This window comes from Halomonas llamarensis, assembly GCF_023555005.1.
GTDB lineage: Bacteria > Pseudomonadota > Gammaproteobacteria > Pseudomonadales > Halomonadaceae > Vreelandella > Vreelandella llamarensis.
Genome location: NZ_JAMJPJ010000003.1, coordinates 44,038 through 61,250 on the forward strand (window position 1 = coordinate 44,038; position 17,213 = coordinate 61,250).

Annotated in this window: 14 protein-coding genes; 5 read left to right on the forward strand and 9 right to left on the reverse strand. The window is 55.8% G+C overall.

Annotation, left to right across the window (positions count from 1 at the left end; all coding sequences use genetic code 11):
* Positions 1 to 236: 236 nt before the first annotated feature.
* Both dsbD and ppa read right to left on the reverse strand, forming a co-directional pair.
* The gene (gene dsbD / locus M8006_RS03290; protein WP_250080032.1) at positions 237 to 2,099 is read right to left on the reverse strand and encodes a protein-disulfide reductase DsbD; all 1,863 of its coding nucleotides are present in this window, start codon (positions 2,097 to 2,099) and stop codon (positions 237 to 239) included.
* Positions 2,100 to 2,321: 222 nt separating this feature from the next.
* Positions 2,322 to 2,852: an inorganic diphosphatase gene (ppa, locus tag M8006_RS03295; RefSeq protein ID WP_250080034.1), complete on the reverse strand. Its 531-nt coding sequence runs from the start codon at positions 2,850 to 2,852 to the stop codon at positions 2,322 to 2,324.
* A gap of 281 nt (positions 2,853 to 3,133) precedes the next feature.
* Between ppa and M8006_RS03300 the strand changes: the two genes are divergently transcribed.
* Complete coding sequence (locus tag M8006_RS03300; protein ID WP_250080035.1) at positions 3,134 to 4,855, forward strand: bifunctional protein-serine/threonine kinase/phosphatase; 1,722 nt, start codon at positions 3,134 to 3,136, stop codon at positions 4,853 to 4,855.
* Positions 4,856 to 4,884: 29 nt separating this feature from the next.
* Here M8006_RS03300 and M8006_RS03305 read toward each other — a convergent pair whose 3' ends face one another.
* Both M8006_RS03305 and rnt read right to left on the reverse strand, forming a co-directional pair.
* Positions 4,885 to 6,144, reverse strand: coding sequence for a 6-phosphofructokinase (locus tag M8006_RS03305; RefSeq protein WP_250080037.1), 1,260 nt, complete (start codon positions 6,142 to 6,144; stop codon positions 4,885 to 4,887).
* 152 nt (positions 6,145 to 6,296) lie between these two features.
* A complete protein-coding gene (rnt, locus tag M8006_RS03310; RefSeq protein ID WP_250080039.1) occupies positions 6,297 to 6,968 on the reverse strand; it encodes a ribonuclease T in 672 nt (223 codons plus the stop codon).
* 177 nt (positions 6,969 to 7,145) lie between these two features.
* Between rnt and M8006_RS03315 the strand changes: the two genes are divergently transcribed.
* The 3 genes from M8006_RS03315 to M8006_RS03325 are packed head-to-tail and all read left to right on the forward strand — an operon-like array spanning position 7,146 to position 9,912.
* Entirely contained in the window at positions 7,146 to 8,366 is a 1,221-nt protein-coding gene (locus M8006_RS03315) for an argininosuccinate synthase (protein ID WP_250080041.1), read from the forward strand.
* A gap of 54 nt (positions 8,367 to 8,420) precedes the next feature.
* Positions 8,421 to 8,756 carry an HlyU family transcriptional regulator gene (locus tag M8006_RS03320; RefSeq protein WP_250080043.1) on the forward strand — a complete coding sequence of 112 codons (336 nt, stop codon included), beginning with the start codon at positions 8,421 to 8,423 and terminating at the stop codon, positions 8,754 to 8,756.
* Positions 8,757 to 8,766: 10 nt separating this feature from the next.
* Positions 8,767 to 9,912 (forward strand): DUF294 nucleotidyltransferase-like domain-containing protein, encoded by a 1,146-nt coding sequence (locus M8006_RS03325; RefSeq protein WP_250080044.1) that lies wholly within the window; start codon positions 8,767 to 8,769, stop codon positions 9,910 to 9,912.
* On the opposite strand, the gene M8006_RS03330 is transcribed toward M8006_RS03325, so the two are convergent.
* From M8006_RS03330 to M8006_RS03345, 4 genes are read right to left on the reverse strand one after another with little or no spacing between them, the layout of a single operon-like run.
* The gene (locus tag M8006_RS03330; protein WP_250080045.1) at positions 9,872 to 12,613 is read right to left on the reverse strand and encodes a sensor histidine kinase; all 2,742 of its coding nucleotides are present in this window, start codon (positions 12,611 to 12,613) and stop codon (positions 9,872 to 9,874) included. The genes M8006_RS03325 and M8006_RS03330 overlap by 41 nt on opposite strands.
* Before the next feature lie 47 nt (positions 12,614 to 12,660).
* Positions 12,661 to 12,897, reverse strand: a complete 237-nt coding sequence (locus M8006_RS03335) for a hypothetical protein (protein WP_250080046.1) — start codon at positions 12,895 to 12,897, stop codon at positions 12,661 to 12,663.
* Positions 12,894 to 14,951 (reverse strand): 3'-5' exonuclease, encoded by a 2,058-nt coding sequence (locus M8006_RS03340; protein WP_250080047.1) that lies wholly within the window; start codon positions 14,949 to 14,951, stop codon positions 12,894 to 12,896. The genes M8006_RS03335 and M8006_RS03340 overlap by 4 nt, the downstream gene beginning before the upstream one ends.
* The gene (locus tag M8006_RS03345; RefSeq protein WP_250080048.1) at positions 14,948 to 15,322 is read right to left on the reverse strand and encodes a response regulator transcription factor; all 375 of its coding nucleotides are present in this window, start codon (positions 15,320 to 15,322) and stop codon (positions 14,948 to 14,950) included. Before M8006_RS03345 ends, M8006_RS03340 begins: the two co-directional genes overlap by 4 nt.
* 183 nt (positions 15,323 to 15,505) lie before the next feature.
* On the opposite strand from M8006_RS03345, the gene M8006_RS03350 reads away from it, so the two are divergent.
* Positions 15,506 to 16,555, forward strand: a complete 1,050-nt coding sequence (locus M8006_RS03350) for a tRNA-queuosine alpha-mannosyltransferase domain-containing protein (RefSeq protein WP_250080049.1) — start codon at positions 15,506 to 15,508, stop codon at positions 16,553 to 16,555.
* On the opposite strand, the gene nth is transcribed toward M8006_RS03350, so the two are convergent.
* Positions 16,547 to 17,185 carry an endonuclease III gene (gene nth, locus M8006_RS03355; RefSeq protein ID WP_250080050.1) on the reverse strand — a complete coding sequence of 213 codons (639 nt, stop codon included), beginning with the start codon at positions 17,183 to 17,185 and terminating at the stop codon, positions 16,547 to 16,549. The two genes, M8006_RS03350 and nth, sit on opposite strands and share 9 nt — an antisense overlap.
* Between the last annotated feature and the right edge of the window lie 28 nt (positions 17,186 to 17,213).

Here is a 17,213-nt window from a genome sequence, read left to right on the forward strand (position 1 = left end):
AGTAAACCTGGGTCAAAATATAAGAGAACGCGACACGTTAGCGAACGTTACCTCTTTGTGAGCCATTTTAAGCGCTATATTTTGACCAATATGCGGTCGAGTTTGCCGAAAAAGGAAGGGCTTGTCCAGCACAGGCATCTACTATGCTAAGGAAGGGGTGTTTAAACAGATGTTTGACGACGTTCGCGGCATAAGGCGGACAGTTGATCAGTAAGCTCCGCCTTATCCTGCTTTTGTCAGCCTGAAAGCCAGTCACTTAGCGTTTGCAGGTGTTGCTCAAGCTCGTCCGCGTTGACTTCCCCCTGGATACGGGCATCAAGAATTTCTTCTCCTTGATGGAAAAAGAGCAGACTCGGCGGGCCAAACAGACCGTAGTGCTCAAGCAGAGTACGGCTTTGCTCATCCGTTTGGGTAACGTCAGCTTTAATGAGCGTGTACGCCTTCAGCGCACGGGCAACCCCAGGGCTAGGGTAAACTTCCCGCTCCATTTGCTTGCAGGAGATACACCAGTCGGCGGTGAAGTGAACGAATGCGGGTTGGCCTTGGTCGGCGGCGACGTTTAAGGCAGCATCTAAATCACTAAGCCGGTCGACTTTTTGAAATGCCAACGTTTGTTCGTTGCCTGTGTTCGTATTCGATGAAGTGAACTGCAGTGGACGCAGTGGGTTGGTGCCCCCTTGAGCCGCGCCAATGACCAGGGCGAGTCCCCACGCTAGCAGCAAAATCCCCAGTGTTTGGCGCACGCGCGCCCAGCCTTGCGGCTGATTCAGCTGTAAGGCGCCGAGTGTCAGTGCAGCGCCGATAGCCAGTGCCGCCCATAGCAGTAACGCTACCGTGGCGGGAACTAAGCGCTCAATCATCCAGATAGCGACCCCTAATAGCAGTATGCCAAAAGCGATTTTGATACCATTCATCCACGCGCCTGAGCGCGGCAGTAATGTCGCGCCAAAGGTGCCGACGAGCAGTAGTGGGATGCCCATGCCGAGGCCCAGCGCAAAGAGTACAGCCCCGCCTAACGCGGCATCACCCGTGGAGGAGATGAAAACGAGCGCCCCTGCTAGCGGTGCAGTGACGCAAGGCGATACCACCAAAACTGAGAGCGCCCCAGCAACCGCTAAACCTAACGGACCACTTTGTTGCGCGCGCGCTTGCCATGCGTCCACGCGGCTTGTAAGGCGAGGCGATAGGCGCATGTCAAAGGCGCCAAACATGGCCAGCGCAAAGAGAGTAAAGAGCAAAGCGAACACTAAGAGCACCGGGGCCGACTGTAAATGTGCCTGCAAGTTTAAACCGGCGCCGAACAGGCCCATGAGAATACCCACGAGCGCGTACGTTGCTGACATCCCCAGCACGTAACTCGCCGAGAGAACAAATGCGCGCGGCTTTGTCGGGTTTTGCCCTACCACAATCGACGACAAGATAGGGATCATTGGTAACACGCAAGGGGTGAAGGTAAGCCCGAGCCCGGCGATAAAAAAGAGCCCTAACGCTAACGGAAGGCTTGCTTCGTTTAAGAGCGTGGTAAAGCGGCGATCATCGCTTTGTGGGCCATCAAAGCGGCTGGCAGTGTCGGCGTCAGCGTCAGGTGCAGAAGGTGCGGTTGTCTCGGTGTCATCCCAGTCGGCAAACGCGGGCGGTGCCTCAGATTCCATTGCCTGTAAAGTTGTGCGCTCTGGTGGGTAGCAAAGTCCGGCATCCGCGCACCCCTGAAACGTCAGCTGAATTGCCAGTGGCCCGCTATGCGCTGGTTCGAAAGGCACCCCGAATACCACGCGTTGACGAAATATGTACACATCGCCAAGAAACTCATCGGTGGTGAAGGTACCTTCCGGCAGATTAGGGTCTTGAAGCTCAACGCCTTCGGCTTGGCTTTCAACGGAAAACTGATGACGGTAGAGGTAGTAATCGTCGGCGACTTCCATGCCGATAAAGAGCGTCTCGCCATCGTGCCAGGCGCTGGGCTGAAAGGCTTCCATCACAGGAAGGAAATCGCCTTGCGCGTCAGACGAGGAGAACCACTGAGCGCTGGCAAGTAGGGGGGTAAGCAATAAAGCCAATAAAAGGCTGGGCGTGAGCAGCGGACGTCGAAGCGGCAACACAGAATCTCCTTAAGTCGTCAGCGTCAGGAAGTATGAAATACGCCACCACGCTATATAGGGTGGGAATAAAAGCGTGAGACAGCATAACTTAGTCAAAAGTTTTGCGTGGATAGCTGTGCTGACATGACGCAGGATTTCATGATGACTTAATGGGGTGACTAAATATAAACGGGCTGCCCGTGAAAGGGCAGCCCGTTTGATGATGTATAATGTGTCAGCGCCTTATGCTTTTTGGTACGCGGCAATCGATTTTTCAATGGCTTTGCGCGCGGCATCGGCGCCTTCCCAAGATTCTACTTTTACCCATTTGCCTTTTTCGAGATCTTTGTAGTTCTCGAAGAAGTGAGCAATTTGTTGACGCAGTAGCTCCGGTAAGTCGGTCACTTCTTGAACGTCGTCGTAAAGGGCAGAAAGCTTGGCATGGGGTACACATACCAGTTTAGCGTCTTCACCGGCTTCATCGGTCATGTTGAGCATACCGACCGGGCGGGCGCGAATAATGCAGCCCGGCTGAACCGGATGCGGTGTTACCACCAGCGCGTCAAGCGGGTCGCCATCGTCAGCCAAGGTGTGCGGAATAAAGCCATAGTTGGCCGGGTAAAACATCGGCGTTGCCATGAAGCGATCCACCAACAAGGAGCCCATGTCCTTGTCAATTTCATACTTGATGGGCGCATGGTGAGCCGGGATCTCAATAACCACGTAAATATCGTTGGGCAGGTCTTTACCGGCGGGGATGTTGTCAAAGTTCATCGTGATTTCCTTGAGCGTACTTAAAAAACGTACTGAAAAGCGTGCAAATGGCTGAGCGGAGATAAGCCAACATTTATGGCGAAATATTATACGAACATGATAAGTGAATTACCAATGCGACCTACGTTTCTAAAACATAGGTCGGTGGCGGCTTCGTAGGTACTTGCTCGCCACTATGTTTATTATGGCGTATGTGTATCATAGCGTTCACGTCATAGATTGGCATAACGGGGGTAATTTCGGCCCTCACTATCGGTTGTCACGCTTCCCAGGAGGAAAACTTGGCGCATGCCCAATTGCTGGTTAGTTATGGCCAAGGCTTTGTTGCGCCTGAACGTCGCCAGCACCGCAGCTCAATGTCAGTGCAAATTCCCGACGCACCGCTGTTGCAGGCAAAAGGCGGCTGTGCGGTTATTAGTGACTCGATCACACGCAACACCATAGCGAAGCAGGCGGGAGATCTTAGCGTAAGGGGGTTTTTGGCCGACTACTTCTCCACTCCGGATCACTGGGATGTTAAAACCTCGGCGACCCGTGTGCTAAGAGCGCTCAATAGTTGGTGCTACAGTCAAAGCCAGAATGTGCATGAGGGTGGTTTTGTTTCTTCGGTCTCGGCATTGGTATTTCGCCATCGTGAAGCGCATCTCTTCCATATGGGCGATACGTTGGTGTTTCGCTTGCGTGGGGCCGAGTTTGAGCAAATATCGCGGGATCACGTGACGGACATTGGCGGCTATCGCTACCCCTCTCGGGCCTTGGGGTTAGATGGTAGCGTTGATATTGACTATACGCAGTTGCCGCTCAAACAAGGTGATATTTTTCTCTTCACTACCCAAGCTGTGCGCGGCACGCTATTGCCTTCTGACTACGTGCGATTGATCCGCCAAGATGCCAGCGACTTGGACGCCGCGTGCGAGCGCTTGGCAAATGAGGCCAAAACCCGTGCTCAAGAACGGGGCTACGGGGGCGATCAGTTCTGCTTTCAGCTGGTACGTATCGACGAGTTGCCCGAAGAGGCGAGCGACCATCCCGGCCAAGTGTATGGCGATTTGCCCATTCCTCCCGAGCTGAGCGCAGGCGAGCGTTTAGACGGCTTTGAAGTCATTCAAGTGCTATCGCGTACGGCACAGTCGCGGGTGTACCGGGTTCGCGATGTCAATACACAGCGCACCGTGGTGATGAAAGCCCCAAGCCCAGAGCTTTCGCTGCGCAACGCCTACCTGGAGCATTTTTTGATGCAACAGTGGGTCGTCGAACGGGTTAATTCGCCCTTTATCGTTCGCGTGGTAGAGCCGTCACGGCCGCGGCGCTATCTTTATTACTTGATGGAGAACGTCGAAGGCGAGACGCTGCGCGAATGGGCGGCGCGCCATCCACAGGCAACGCTGGTCCAGCGCTTAGAAATCGCCAATCAGCTAGGCAAAGCGGTGCAAGCGCTTCATCACCGTGAAGTGCTTCACCAACAAGTGAATCCGGATAACGTGCTGATAGATGTTCACGGTAAGCTCGTGCTCACCGACTTTAGCGCCTGCCACGTACGTGAAGCAGATGGCCATCGTCATTCAGGCGAATTGTTGCGCCAAGTGGGTCTAAGCGAGCATGCAGCGCCCGAGTATGCCTTAGGCGATAGCGTTGGCCGACGTAGCGATCAATATTCGTTTGCCTCCACCGCCTATTGGCTACTCACCGGGCAAATGCCCTATTTACTGACTCCTGATCGGCTACGTGGCCATACCGACCTTGAAGCCTTGAGCTACCGCAGTGCGCGGGCCGCTAATCCGGAAGTTGCACCTGAGTTAGACGATGCCTTGCGTCGGGCGTTAGCCCCGCAGCGTGGGCTGCGCTTTCGGCGCATGTCAGAGTTTTTGCATGCGCTGCGTATTCCGCTAGGGCGCCCGCGTGGGCGGGATCGACAAGAGGCGCGCAGCGATTCCCGCCGTTTTTGGCAGGGGGTAGCGGGAATCTTATTGCTGCTGTTGGTGCTTACTTGGCTTTTGCGTTAGCGCGCAAGTGGCTTATGGTGTGCGAGTCGTTAAAGGGTAAAAGCTGGCAGGCGCTGTTTTACTTTGGCAAGTTTTAGTTTGGCCACCATGGGTAAGCCATTTTCAAACGGCGGAAAGTCTTCGCCCTGAATCAGCGGCGATAGGTAGCGTCGGCATGCTGGCGTGATCGAGAAACCGTCTTCGCTGATATAATTGCGCGGCATAAATTTTTCTTGGTTAGCGACCTCTTTCAAAGGCGCTGAGATGACGTCCCACTGATAGGGCGACTCAGATACACGGCGAATCGCGGGCATCATTGCGTTTTTGCCTGCCAGCGCTAGGGTAACCGCCTCGCGGCCTACGGCGTAAGCGTGCTCGACGTCGGTTTTTGAGGCTAAATGGCGAGCGGCACGCTGCAAGTAGTCAGCTACGGCCCAATGATATTTGTAACCCAAATCCTGCTTGATCATGCCGGCCAGCGTGGGAGCGACCCCGCCGAGCTGCCGGTGGCCAAATGCATCGGTGTTGCCCGCGTCCGCTAAAAAAGTACCATCTTCATAACGTGCACCTTCGGAAACGACGATTGCACAGTAGCCATACTCTTTTACGCATGTATCTACCCGCGCCATGACGGCTTCGCGATCAAACGCAATTTCCGGAAAGATAATCAAATGCGGCGGTTCGCCTTCGCCTTCTCCAGCCAACCCGCCCGAGGCGGCGATCCAACCAGCGTGGCGGCCCATCACTTCCAGCACGAACACTTTGGTGGAGGTGGCACACATGGAGGCGACATCCAGTGACGCTTCTCGGGTCGAGGTGGCGATGTATTTGGCCACGCTGCCAAAGCCGGGGCTGTTGTCGGTCACTGGCAGGTCGTTATCCACGGTTTTGGGCACATGGATGGCGGTCAACGGGTAACCCATTTTCTCCGACAGCTGTGAGACTTTCAGGCATGTATCGGCGCTATCGCCACCACCGTTGTAAAAAAAGTAGCGAATATCGTGGGCTTTGAAGACCTCAATCAAGCGCTCGTACTGAGCGCGATGGGTATCAATATCTTTGAGTTTATAGCGGCAAGAGCCAAAAGCACCTCCGGGTGTATGGCGTAGCGCGGCAATCGACGCGTCGCTCTCTTGGGAGACATCAATAAGGTCTTCGGTTAACGCCCCGATAATGCCGTTATGGCCGGCGTATACTTTGCCTATCTGATCGGCTGCTTCACGGCAGGCTTCAATAACGCCACAGGCGCTGGCGTTGATGACGGCGGTGACGCCCCCGGACTGGGCATAGAAGGCATTGTGCTGGGCCATGGAAACGTTTTATCTCCTGGAAACGGGGCTAACAAGATGAAGCTAAAGAACCTGCCCCTCGGAAAGCAATGGCGCCTTGAAGGGCAGGCGTGTAAAAGCATCGGTTTAATAGTGCATTTTAACGTAAAGGGGGTATCCCTGCATCCATGGCCTTAATCGTCGGCGCGGTCCATTTCTTGTTCGCGCTGGGCAAGACGCCAGCCACCCAAGTCTTTATAGCGGTTGACCATGGTGCAAAAAAGCTCGGCGGTGCGTTCGGTGTCATAGCGCGCTGAGTGGGCGGCTTTATTATCGAACTCGATACCGGCGGCGCGACAAGCGCGGGCGAGCACCGTTTGGCCATAGACCAGCCCAGCCAGTGATGCGGTATCAAAGCTCGAAAAGGGGTGGAAGGGATTACGTTTAATGCCGCAACGTTCGGCAGCTGCATTTAAAAAACCATGATCAAAAGCAGCATTGTGGCCCACCAAAATTGCGCGGGTGCAGCCGTGGGCTTTGATCGCTTTGCGCACGGGGCGAAATAGCTCCCCCAGCGCCTCGGCTTCGGTCACGGCAACTTGCTGACGCAATGGGTCATCAAGCTTGATGCCGGTAAAATCCAACGCTGATTGCTCAATGTTGGCACCTTCGAACGGTTTTAGATGATAAGCGTAAGTGGCATCGGGTAGCAGGTTGCCTTCCGGGTCCATCGTGAGCGTTACGGCCGCGATCTCTAGCAGGGCATCCCCCTTCGCGTTAAAGCCGCCTGTCTCTAAGTCCACCACGACGGGAAGGTAACTGCGAAACCGCTGGGCCATTAAATCGCGGGCAATTGCCTCGCTCATGCAGCTCTCCTTAAAGCAAATAGTCAATAGCGCGCAGGTAATAGTGAGTCATTCTATCAGCTTTGGGGTCGACACGCCGTAGAAGGTATTCGTTGACGTGTCAGAACGCTATACTTAACGTTTCACTATAAGGCGCAGACGCAAGCCGCGCCGTTTTAGATCAACGAGGAGCTTAGAATGTCCGATGTTAAAAAGGTTGTACTGGCCTACTCCGGTGGCCTGGATACTTCCGTTATCGTCAAGTGGTTGCAAGAAACCTACAACTGCGAGGTGGTGACGTTTACTGCCGACATCGGTCAAGGGGAAGAAGTCGAGCCTGCACGCACTAAGGCGCAAACGCTGGGCGTGAAAGAGATCTACATTGAGGATCTACGCGAAGAGTTTGCGCGCGATTACGTTTATCCAATGTTTCGTGCTAACACCATTTATGAAGGCGAATATTTGTTGGGCACCTCCATCGCCCGGCCGCTTATTGCTAAGCGTTTAATCGAGATCGCCAACGAGACCGGTGCCGATGCCATTTCCCACGGCGCTACGGGCAAGGGCAACGATCAAGTACGCTTTGAGCTTGGCGCCTACGCACTGAAGCCCGGCGTGAAAGTGATCGCTCCGTGGCGTGAGTGGGACCTTACCTCGCGCGAAAAACTGATGGCTTACTGCGAGCAGCACGATATTCCGGTGGATTTTTCCAGCAAGAAGAAAAAATCTCCGTACTCCATGGATGCTAACCTGCTGCACATTTCCTACGAAGGCGGTATTCTGGAAGACCCGTGGGCCGAAGCCGAAGAGGATATGTGGCGTTGGAGTGTCTCCCCCGAAGCCGCACCGAATCAGCCGACCTATGTTGAGCTGACCTATGATCAGGGCGACATCACGGAGATCGATGGCCAGGCGATGCGGCCCCACGAAGTGGTGGAAAAGCTCAATAAGCTCGGCGGTGATAACGGCATTGGCCGTTTGGATATCGTCGAAAATCGCTATGTAGGCATGAAGTCGCGCGGCTGTTACGAAACACCGGGTGGCTCGATTATGCTGCGCGCCCACCGTGCCATTGAGTCGTTGACGCTTGACCGTGAAGAAGCCCACCTGAAAGACGAGCTGATGCCGAAGTACGCCGAGGTGATTTACAACGGCTACTGGTGGAGCCCCGAGCGCCGCATGTTGCAGGCTGCCATTGATGAAACGCAGAAAAACGTCAGCGGTGTGGTGCGCATGAAGCTTTATAAAGGCAGCGCAACGGTCGTGGGGCGTAAATCTGACGCATCGCTCTTTGATGAGTCGATTGCCACGTTCGAAGACGATGCCGGTGCCTACGATCAAAAAGACGCGGAAGGTTTTATTAAGCTCAACGCGCTGCGTTTGCGTATTGCCGCCGGTAAAGGCCGTAAGCAAAGTTAACTCGCAAGACCCGCGGCAGCCTTAGGGCTGCCGCCTTGCGTACAAGGAGCCTATATGCTGAAAAAGCTAATGACCGGCCTGCTAGGCGGTGACAAAACGCAGCAAGGTAGCCGCCCTCAAGCGGCAGATGCCGTCGAGTATAACGGTTACGTGATCATTTCCGAGCCGGATGACCAAAGTGGACAATACCGTGTGAGCGGGATTATCCGTCAGCGCCTAGACGATGGCGATGTGCGTGAGCACCGCTTTGAGCGCTCCGACATGCTGCCAAGTCGTGATGGCTGCGATGAGATGATGGTGACGAAGGCAAAACGCTATATCGACGAAGTGGGCGAGACGATGTTTGAGCCCGACCCCCGTCAAAAGCCCGCTGATTCATCCGGCGTGTAGGTTCAACACCATGCGCTGGGTTCATCGTTCATCGCCATGGTGTCGCCTGTTTGAACATGGTCAGACGCGTGACGTGAGCGCACTTCTTGCGCCGTTAAACGATGTGCTAGACGCGGCACCACCCGTCGAAAGCCCCCTCCATAATGCTTATCAGTGGCAGCAGCACTTGGTGGAAACGCTTGTACGTTATGAGTTGCCCGCCTGGCGTATTAGTCAATTGATTAGCGACCATAACGCCTTGCTTCACCGGCAAGCGATTACGCTCTCGTTGGATGAAATGCAAAGCCAAGGCTGGGGCGCGCCTCCGGCAGATTATTGCGTTCTTATTCTAGGCTCCGGCGCTCGCGATGAAAGTCTGCTCGGGCCGGATCAAGATAATGCACTTATCATCGACGATTACCCTGACAGCCGTCATCGAGAAATCGATGGCTACTTTCAGGCGCTAAGCGAGCGTTTTACGGGCCGCCTGGATGAAGCCGGGATACCGCTGTGCCAAGGCCATGTGATGGCGCGTTGGCCCATGTGGCGTAAACGTCTTGGTGAGTGGCGTACCCAGCTGGAGTTATGGACGCAAGAGCGACGCGTTAAGCGCGTACAGCAAACCAATATCTTATTGGATTTCACGCCTGTCGTAGGCGAGACGCGCCTGGCTAGAGCACTATTACAGAGCGTGGCGGATATCGTGCCAAAGCGCTCACTGTTTATGGATGAAATGGCGGCGCTACTCGATGAGTTGCCTGTGGCGTTAGACCGCTTTGGCCGCTTGAAAGGTAGCATAAAAGAAGCGCCGTTTTCTGGGGCTATCGACCTTAAACACCAAGGGCTGATGCCGCTTGTTAGTGCGGTGCGACTTTTAAGCCTTCACACTGGTGTGCGTGAGGTAAGTACCCGCAAGCGGCTACAAGAACTAGGAGAGCATAGCGCGAGTGGCGTGGCACGTGATCAGGCAGAGGGTCTAGTGGCCACGCTTGAGCGTTTACAGCAGCTAACGCTTGATCAGCAGCGCCATAACCTGTCGCTTGGCCAAGTAGCCGACGGCTGGGTGGATAGCGCAAAGTTGCGCGATGACCAAACGCACATGCTCAAATACGACTTCCAGCAGATTCGGAAGTTTGTCAGTCACGCTCAGTCTCGGGTGCGTTCGGGAGCTCCATAACCAGGCAGGCACCGCCGAGCGTGGAGCCTTCGCCCGCCCATAAGCGCCCGCCTAAGTGGGCGACGATCCCACGGCTGATGGGTAATCCCAGCCCGCTGCCTTTGGGGCGCCCGCGAGTGGCACTACCACTTGACTGCTCGATTTGGTGGAACTTCTCGAAGACGCGCTCACGTTCTTCCGCGCTAATCCCCGGCCCATTATCTTCCACGCTAAGGCGGAAGTGTTTTTTGTGTGCATAAAGACGCAGCAATACCTGCGGATCGTCACGGTCGGCAAACTTACCCGCATTATCTAGCAGGTTAATAATAACCTGTTCTAAGCGGTCGCTGTCGCCGACAATCATGGCGGGTTCAATGTCTATCTTAACGTTCAACGTCACGCCGCGGTTTTCTTGCAAGCGCGAGATCGCATCGACGCTATGGCGGGCAAGTTCAGCGAGATCCAGCGTTTCCGGGTTAAGTGTTAAACGGCCACTTTCTAAACGCGCCAGATCTAGGATCTCCTCGATTAACCGTGAGAGGCGCTGACTTTCATGCACAATAACACCCAAAAAGTGTTGGCGTTTCTCGTCGGGCATTTTATCGCTATCGCGCAAAATTTCGGCGAATGCGCGGATGGAGGTAAGCGGAGTACGCAGCTCGTGGCTCACCATTGCGACAAACTCATCTTTCAACCGGTCGAGCTCGCGTAGGCGTTCATTGGCCGCGCGCAATTCTTCGCCGATGCGGGCAAGTTCCTGAGATTTTTGCTCTAGCTCTCGGTTGGACTCCAGCGTTTGTGAGGTGGTGTCGAGAATGCTCAAGATGGATGCGAGATCAACCGCCTCACCGCGCACCACCGAGTTGATCAGCACTCGGGCAGATGCGCTACCCAGTGAGCCCGCAAGCGCTTGTTCAGCACGCGTAATAAGCTCTGTAGAGGCTGGCTCTTCGGTGGCATCATCTCGGTGAGGGGCGTTAGCGAAAACGCGCTGTGTGGCTGTCGCCCCCAGGTAGCGCTCAAGTAACTCGCTCAGTTCTCCTCGCGTGGTTTGGCCACGCCAGAGTGATGTGGTTTGCAGGTTGGGGTGCAGGGCTCGGGTGAAAAGCGCTGCTTGCGTTTGTTCAAGTGTCGTTGGCCGCGTGAATAGTGAGACACCCACTAACAAGCCCACATTAGCCATCATGCTCCAAAGCAACGAATGCGTGTAAATATCCCAGCCATTTAAGCCAAATAGCGCATAGGGTGTTAGCCAGCCAATGCCCCAAGGGCCGTCGGTAAGCAGTGTGGCGCTCAACCACCCGGATTGAGCAAACCCCGGCAGTAGCAGGGTGTACACCCAGACGGCAAATCCGGCAATGAGCCCAAACGTTGCGCCTTGGCGGGTCGCGCCGCGCCAATAAAGGCCCAGCAGAAGAGCAGGCGCAAGTTGCGCGGCACCGGCAAAAGAGACAAGGCCAATCGTGACCAAGCTATAAGAGTCGCCAATCAGCGCGTGATAGAGATAACCCAAGAGCAAAATCAGCACGATAGAGATGCGGCGGATGCCCAAAAGCCACCCCGCAAGCCTGCCCTGGTAGTTGATATGCAGGTACTTTAGCCGGAGCAGTAACGGCATAACGAGCTGGTTACTCACCATGGTGGAAAGCGCGATGGTTTCGACAATCACCATCCCAGTGGCAGCGGAGAGCCCGCCGATAAAGACAAATAAAGGTAACGCCTCGGTTCCGGCAAGCAAAGGCAGCGTAAGGACAAAGCTATCTGGGTTGCCAGCCGCCTCGCCCAGTAATAAGCCAGCCAGCGTAATCGGGATGACAAAGAGGTTGATCAGCAGCATGTAGAGCGGGAACAACCAGCTGGCGCGCTTGAGGTGGCGCTCATCGACGTTCTCAACCACCAAGACCTGAAATTGGCGGGGCAGGGTAATAAAGGCCAAAAACGCCAGTACCAGCATGCCCACCCAGCCGGTTACACCGCCGGGCACGCTTTCGAGGCTCATTAAATCGTTAAGCTCGGGCGTTAAGGCGACTTGCCGGAATAGATCTCCTGGCCCGGCGAATAGCCCGAAAACAACGAATAGCCCCACGGCGAGAAACGCCGCTAGCTTGACTAAGGACTCTAAGGCGATGGCGGCGACCATCCCTTCATGGCGCTCGCTGGCATCAAGGTGGCGAGTGCCGAAGAGGATAATGAACACCGCAAGCACGAGTGCCACCCAGAAGGATTTATCCACCCAGAAGCTTTCGTTGGTCAGGGTGGTGTCAGCGCTATCGGGGTAGTTAATCAGTATCGCGTGGCTGACAGTAATCGCTTTGAGCTGTAAGGCGATATACGGCGTGATGGTGATCAGCGCCATTAATGCCACAAGCGCGCCAAGGCCGGTGCTTTTGCCATAGCGTGCGCTAATGAAATCGGCGATCGAGGTGATCCGCTCACGCGCTGCGATGCGCACCATTTTGCGCAGCAAAAAAGGCGCGGTGAGCATGGCAAGCGTCGGGCCGAGGTAAATCAGTAAAAAGCTAGGCCCGCGTTCAGCCGCGCGCCCGACGCTGCCGTAAAATGTCCACGCCGTGCAATAAACCGCAATCGATAACGCATAGACCGTTGGCGAGCCGATCACCGTGCGACCCGCTTCCGCGCGACGATCACCCCATGCCGCCACCACAAACAGCAGGGCTAAATAGCCAAAAGCAGCGGTAAGGATTATCGGGTCTGTGCGCATCGGCGCAACTCCTCAGAGGCGGTATGCCTGCGTTAGTGCTCCAGGTTTCAATGCTTTGCGGAGTGCTCCATTAACCAAGCGCCTAGCGCAATCACCAGCGCCCAGGCGCCAAAAAGATACAGCGCCAGGCTTGCCACGCCGGGCAAGCGGTCGATGACCACAAGTACCGGCGGGCAAAACAGCAATACCGCGAGCAGTATCAACGCGATAAGACGCGCATGGTGGCGTGAATCGCGGTGTGGAGCTTGGTGTGAGTCATGCGGTACGTCGTGGTTAGGGCTCATGCGCTGGCGTCCTCTTTGTCGAACGCATTGTTCTGCAGGGCGAGTAATTTTTCCAAGGTGTCGATACCGCGCGCTTCCAGTCGTGGAAGTAGGGCAAGCCAAAGCTCGGCTGTTACCCGGGCATCGCCGAGTGCGGTATGTCGCGTGCCAGGAGGGAAGGAAAGGTCGTAACGCTTCGCTAGGCTGTCGAGGTCGTGGCCGTCGATCGCTTCATCCAACGCGCGGGAAATCAGCAGCGTATCCAGCACGGGAAGATCGAAATCGACGCCGTGATGACTAATGGCCAACATATCAAACGAGGCGTTGTGCGCGAGCAACACCGCGTCGCTGACGTATTGGCGAAAGCGCGTGAGCACGATATCGAGCGGCGGCGCGCCTTCAACGTCGGTATCGGTCAGCCCATGAATTGCCGTGCTTGCCGGCGGGATCGGGCGCTTGGGATCGACTTTTTGGTCAAATACTTCGCTTGCCAGTAAGCGGGCGTTGACCACGCGGCAGGCGCCCACGCTAATCACGGTATCCCCTCGGCGAAGCTCCAGCCCGGTGGTTTCGGTATCAAAGGCGACGACTTCAAGGCTTCGCAAGGAGCGATTTGCGAGTGCATCGTCCGGCGGGGGTAAATCGGCAATGCCAAAGTCGTGAAATTCCGGGCGCGGTGGGGTCGTTTCGCGGGGGGCACCAACTCGCTCGGTAGCAGGCAGCGGCAAACGGATGCGGGCATAGCCGCTGGTTTCGTCAGCCAGGCTCCAGATATCGCTGGCATGCTGGCGCAGTACGTCGGCGACGGTCGGCGAAAGGGGTAAACTCTCCAGCGTTTTTTGCTGCCACTGTGCCAGTTCACGCTCGGGCAGTGGCTTGCCGCGCCAGATGAAGTCGAGATAAACGCGCTTGTTGCCTAGGCAGACTTCACCCTCGAAGCCGTTATCCGGCAAGTACGCGTTAAGGTGTTGGACCAGTGACGCCAGCAGCGCAATCAGTGCCGGTGCGTCGCCTTTGAACCAAGCCGGCATGCCAATGGGCGTGATCAGGCGATGCTCGGGGTCTAGGTGCTCATCTAATGCCTGCCAGAAATCGTTTGACCACATTGGGGTTAAGCGCTCGCCCTGGTGCTGCATGTCATCTAAAAGCGTGCCGATGCGGGCCACGCTGTCGCCAAGGGTGACGCCTTCTTCTTCGATAACCCGCTCAAGGCGTTCACGGAGCGAATCGGTCGCATCATCACGCTGGCGAAGTTGAATGAGCGCATCGGCGGCGCTGGTGAGGCTAGCCGTATGCTGGCGCAGCGGCGTTAACATGGCGGCGATTTCCGCGCGCACGCCCATTTCACTCGACCAAGAGGCGGTCGCATCGGTAAATGTCAATAAGGTTTCGCCGTCGCTGCCTGGTACACGGCGCAGGATGATTTTTAGCCAGCGTTCATCGCACGGGGCGAGCAGCTCACGGGGAGAGCCATCGTGGGGGAGTTGCGACAGCGAGTGCTGCAAACTGGGGCTGGGAAGCAATGTTTCTAGCCGCTTGCCGAGGCCTAGACCGTCATGGCCAGAAAAAAAATCTTCTGCCGCTTGATTAAAGAGCATGACACGACGGTGGTGGTCGCATAGCAGCAGGGGCGTTTCGAGCACTTGTAGCAGGGTTTCCAGCTCCTGGCGGATACGTGCCGCGCTGCGGGCACCTTCTGCATGCGCGGTGGCAAGCCGCGCCCGGTCGTCGCGCCAACTTTCATGCACGCGGCGAAGGTCAGGGCCTAAGCCTTTTAACCAGCCTTCAGGCGGATGCTCATCGCGGGCATCGGGGCTTGAAACCAAGCGTGCCAGTTGCACCTGCAAATGGCGTAGCGGGGTAAACAGCATTCGTTCAAGCAAAAGGCCCACAAGAAAAATGGTGCCGCCACCTGAAAAACTACCCAGCCACAGCACGATACGTTGCCAGCCATCAGGATTGAGGTGCGCGTCCAGCCAGCCCGCGAAAAGTGCACCGCCAAATAAGCTTACGCCACTGAGTAAAAGCCAAAGGCCAATCAGCCGCTGACGTTTGGGGAGTCCGTGGCGTTTCATGACGGTGCCCCATTAAGTAGCGCTTTGACTTTTTCGACCAGGGTTTGGGTCGAAAAAGGCTTGGTGATGTAATCATCGGCCCCTAGTGCCATGCCTTTTTCACGCTCTACCTCACGACCGTGGGCGGTGAGCATGATAATCGGCAATGACGCGGTATCCGGCTGCCCGCGTAGCTGCTCTAGCACGTCGAAGCCGCTGATACCCGGTAGGCTGATGTCGAGCAAAATCAAATCGGGGTGGGCGTTTTTAACGCTTTCTAAGGCTTGTTCGCCATCCTCGGCTATCGTGACCTGAAAACCGGCTTGCTCCATCAAAAACTCTAAAGACAGAACGATATTGGGCTCGTCATCGACTACCAACACATTGGCCATCTCGCTCTCCCAGGATGCTGTGTTTTATTTTTTTGGATCGGTGGTTAGCGTTTAAGTCGTACTTTATCGCTGTTGTCGCTTTCAGTGTATGAGGGCGGTCGCATTCGGCCAAGACGACCTTGGCCGAATGCTGCTAAAGTCGCTGCGCTTTGTGGGAATCACGCTAAAATTAAAGGAAACCTTATGCGAGCCCTTTTATTATCGGCCTACTCGGCGGTGAGCCATCGGTTTTGGGCGGAGAAGGTGATGGCGCATACCGAGGCCGAGTGGACGTGTTTAACCCTGCCGCCGCGACATTTTCGCTGGCGCATTCGCGGAAATCCGCTGACGTGGGCGCTGAAAGAACACCACGCACTGAGTCAGCCGTTCGATCTCGTGCTGGCGACATCCATGGTCGATGTCGCCACGCTGATTGGGCTGTATCCGCATCTGGGGAGTGCTAAGAAAGTGGTGTATTTCCATGAAAACCAGTTCGCTTACCCCGAGTCCGCCGAGCAGGCGCCGCAGGGTGAGGCGAAAATGGTCAATCTTTATGCCGCTCTCGCCGCTGATCAGGTGGTGTTTAACTCCGCGTATAACCGTGATTCGTTTATCGACGGGGCGCGGGCTTTTCTCAAGCGCATGCCAGAAAATCTGCCCGCCGCTAAGTTGCTCGAAACATTGCGCCAAAACGCGCGGGTGTTGCCGGTGCCGATTTTGCCGCTTGCCTCGGATGAGGGTCAGCAGAACATGCCCCAGCGGATCGTTTGGAACCATCGCTGGGAGTACGATAAAAACCCGGATGACTTCTTTCACGCGCTTTTTGCCCTGAGTGAAGAAGGCGTGGCATTTGAACTCGCCGTGATGGGGCAGCAGTTTCGGCAAACGCCGCCGGTATTTGATCAAGCGCGCGAGCGTTTAGCCAACCGAATAGTGGCCTGGGGACCTCAGCCAGAGACGGAATACCATGCGTTGTTGGCAAGTGCCGGAATCGTGGTGTCGACCACTTGGCACGAGTTTCAAGGGTTAGCGATCATGGAGGCGGCGCAGCGGGGAGTGCTGCCGCTGGTGCCGGATCGCCTTTGCTTTCCCGAGCTGTACCCGAAGGCTTATCGCTTCGATGGCACACGAAAAGGGCTGACCGATACGCTCCGCGCGTGGCTGACGGCGCCAAGTTCCCGACCGCCACCTCTTGCTACAGCACAATGGGAATGGCCCGCCTGGGAGGGAGAGTATCAGGTGTTATTATCCTAGCTCGGTTTTCTCTTTGTATTCACAGAGATCTTCGATGATACAGCTACCGCAGCGAGGTTTGCGGGCGACACAGGTATAGCGTCCGTGCAGAATCAGCCAGTGGTGGGCGTCTTGCTTGAACTCGCGCGGCACATGGCGCAACAGCTTCTGCTCGACTTCCACCACGTCTTTGCCTTTGGCGATGCCGGTACGGTTGGAGACGCGAAAGATATGCGTATCCACGGCGATGGTGGGTAGGCCAAAGGCGGTGTTCAATATCACGTTGGCGGTCTTGCGTCCCACGCCGGGCAGCGCTTCCAGCGCCTTGCGGGTTTTGGGCACCTCGCCGCCGTGTTGGTCCACCAATAGATGGCACGTCTTCATCAGGTTGTTGGCCTTGGTATTGTAAAGCCCGATGGTCTTAATGTGCTCTTTGAGCCCGTCTATTCCCAGGTCAATAATGCCTTGAGGCGTATTGGCGATGGGAAAGAGCCGGGCGGTGGCCTTGTTGACGCCGACATCGGTGGCTTGCGCTGAAAGCAAAACGGCGGCGAGCAACTCAAACGGCGAGGACCAATTGAGCTCAGTGGTCGGCTGCGGGGTTTCTGCCTTGAGGCGGGAAAAAATCTCGTAGCGTTTTTGTGCGTTCATGCAGCATCCTGTTCTATGTGCTGTTTTC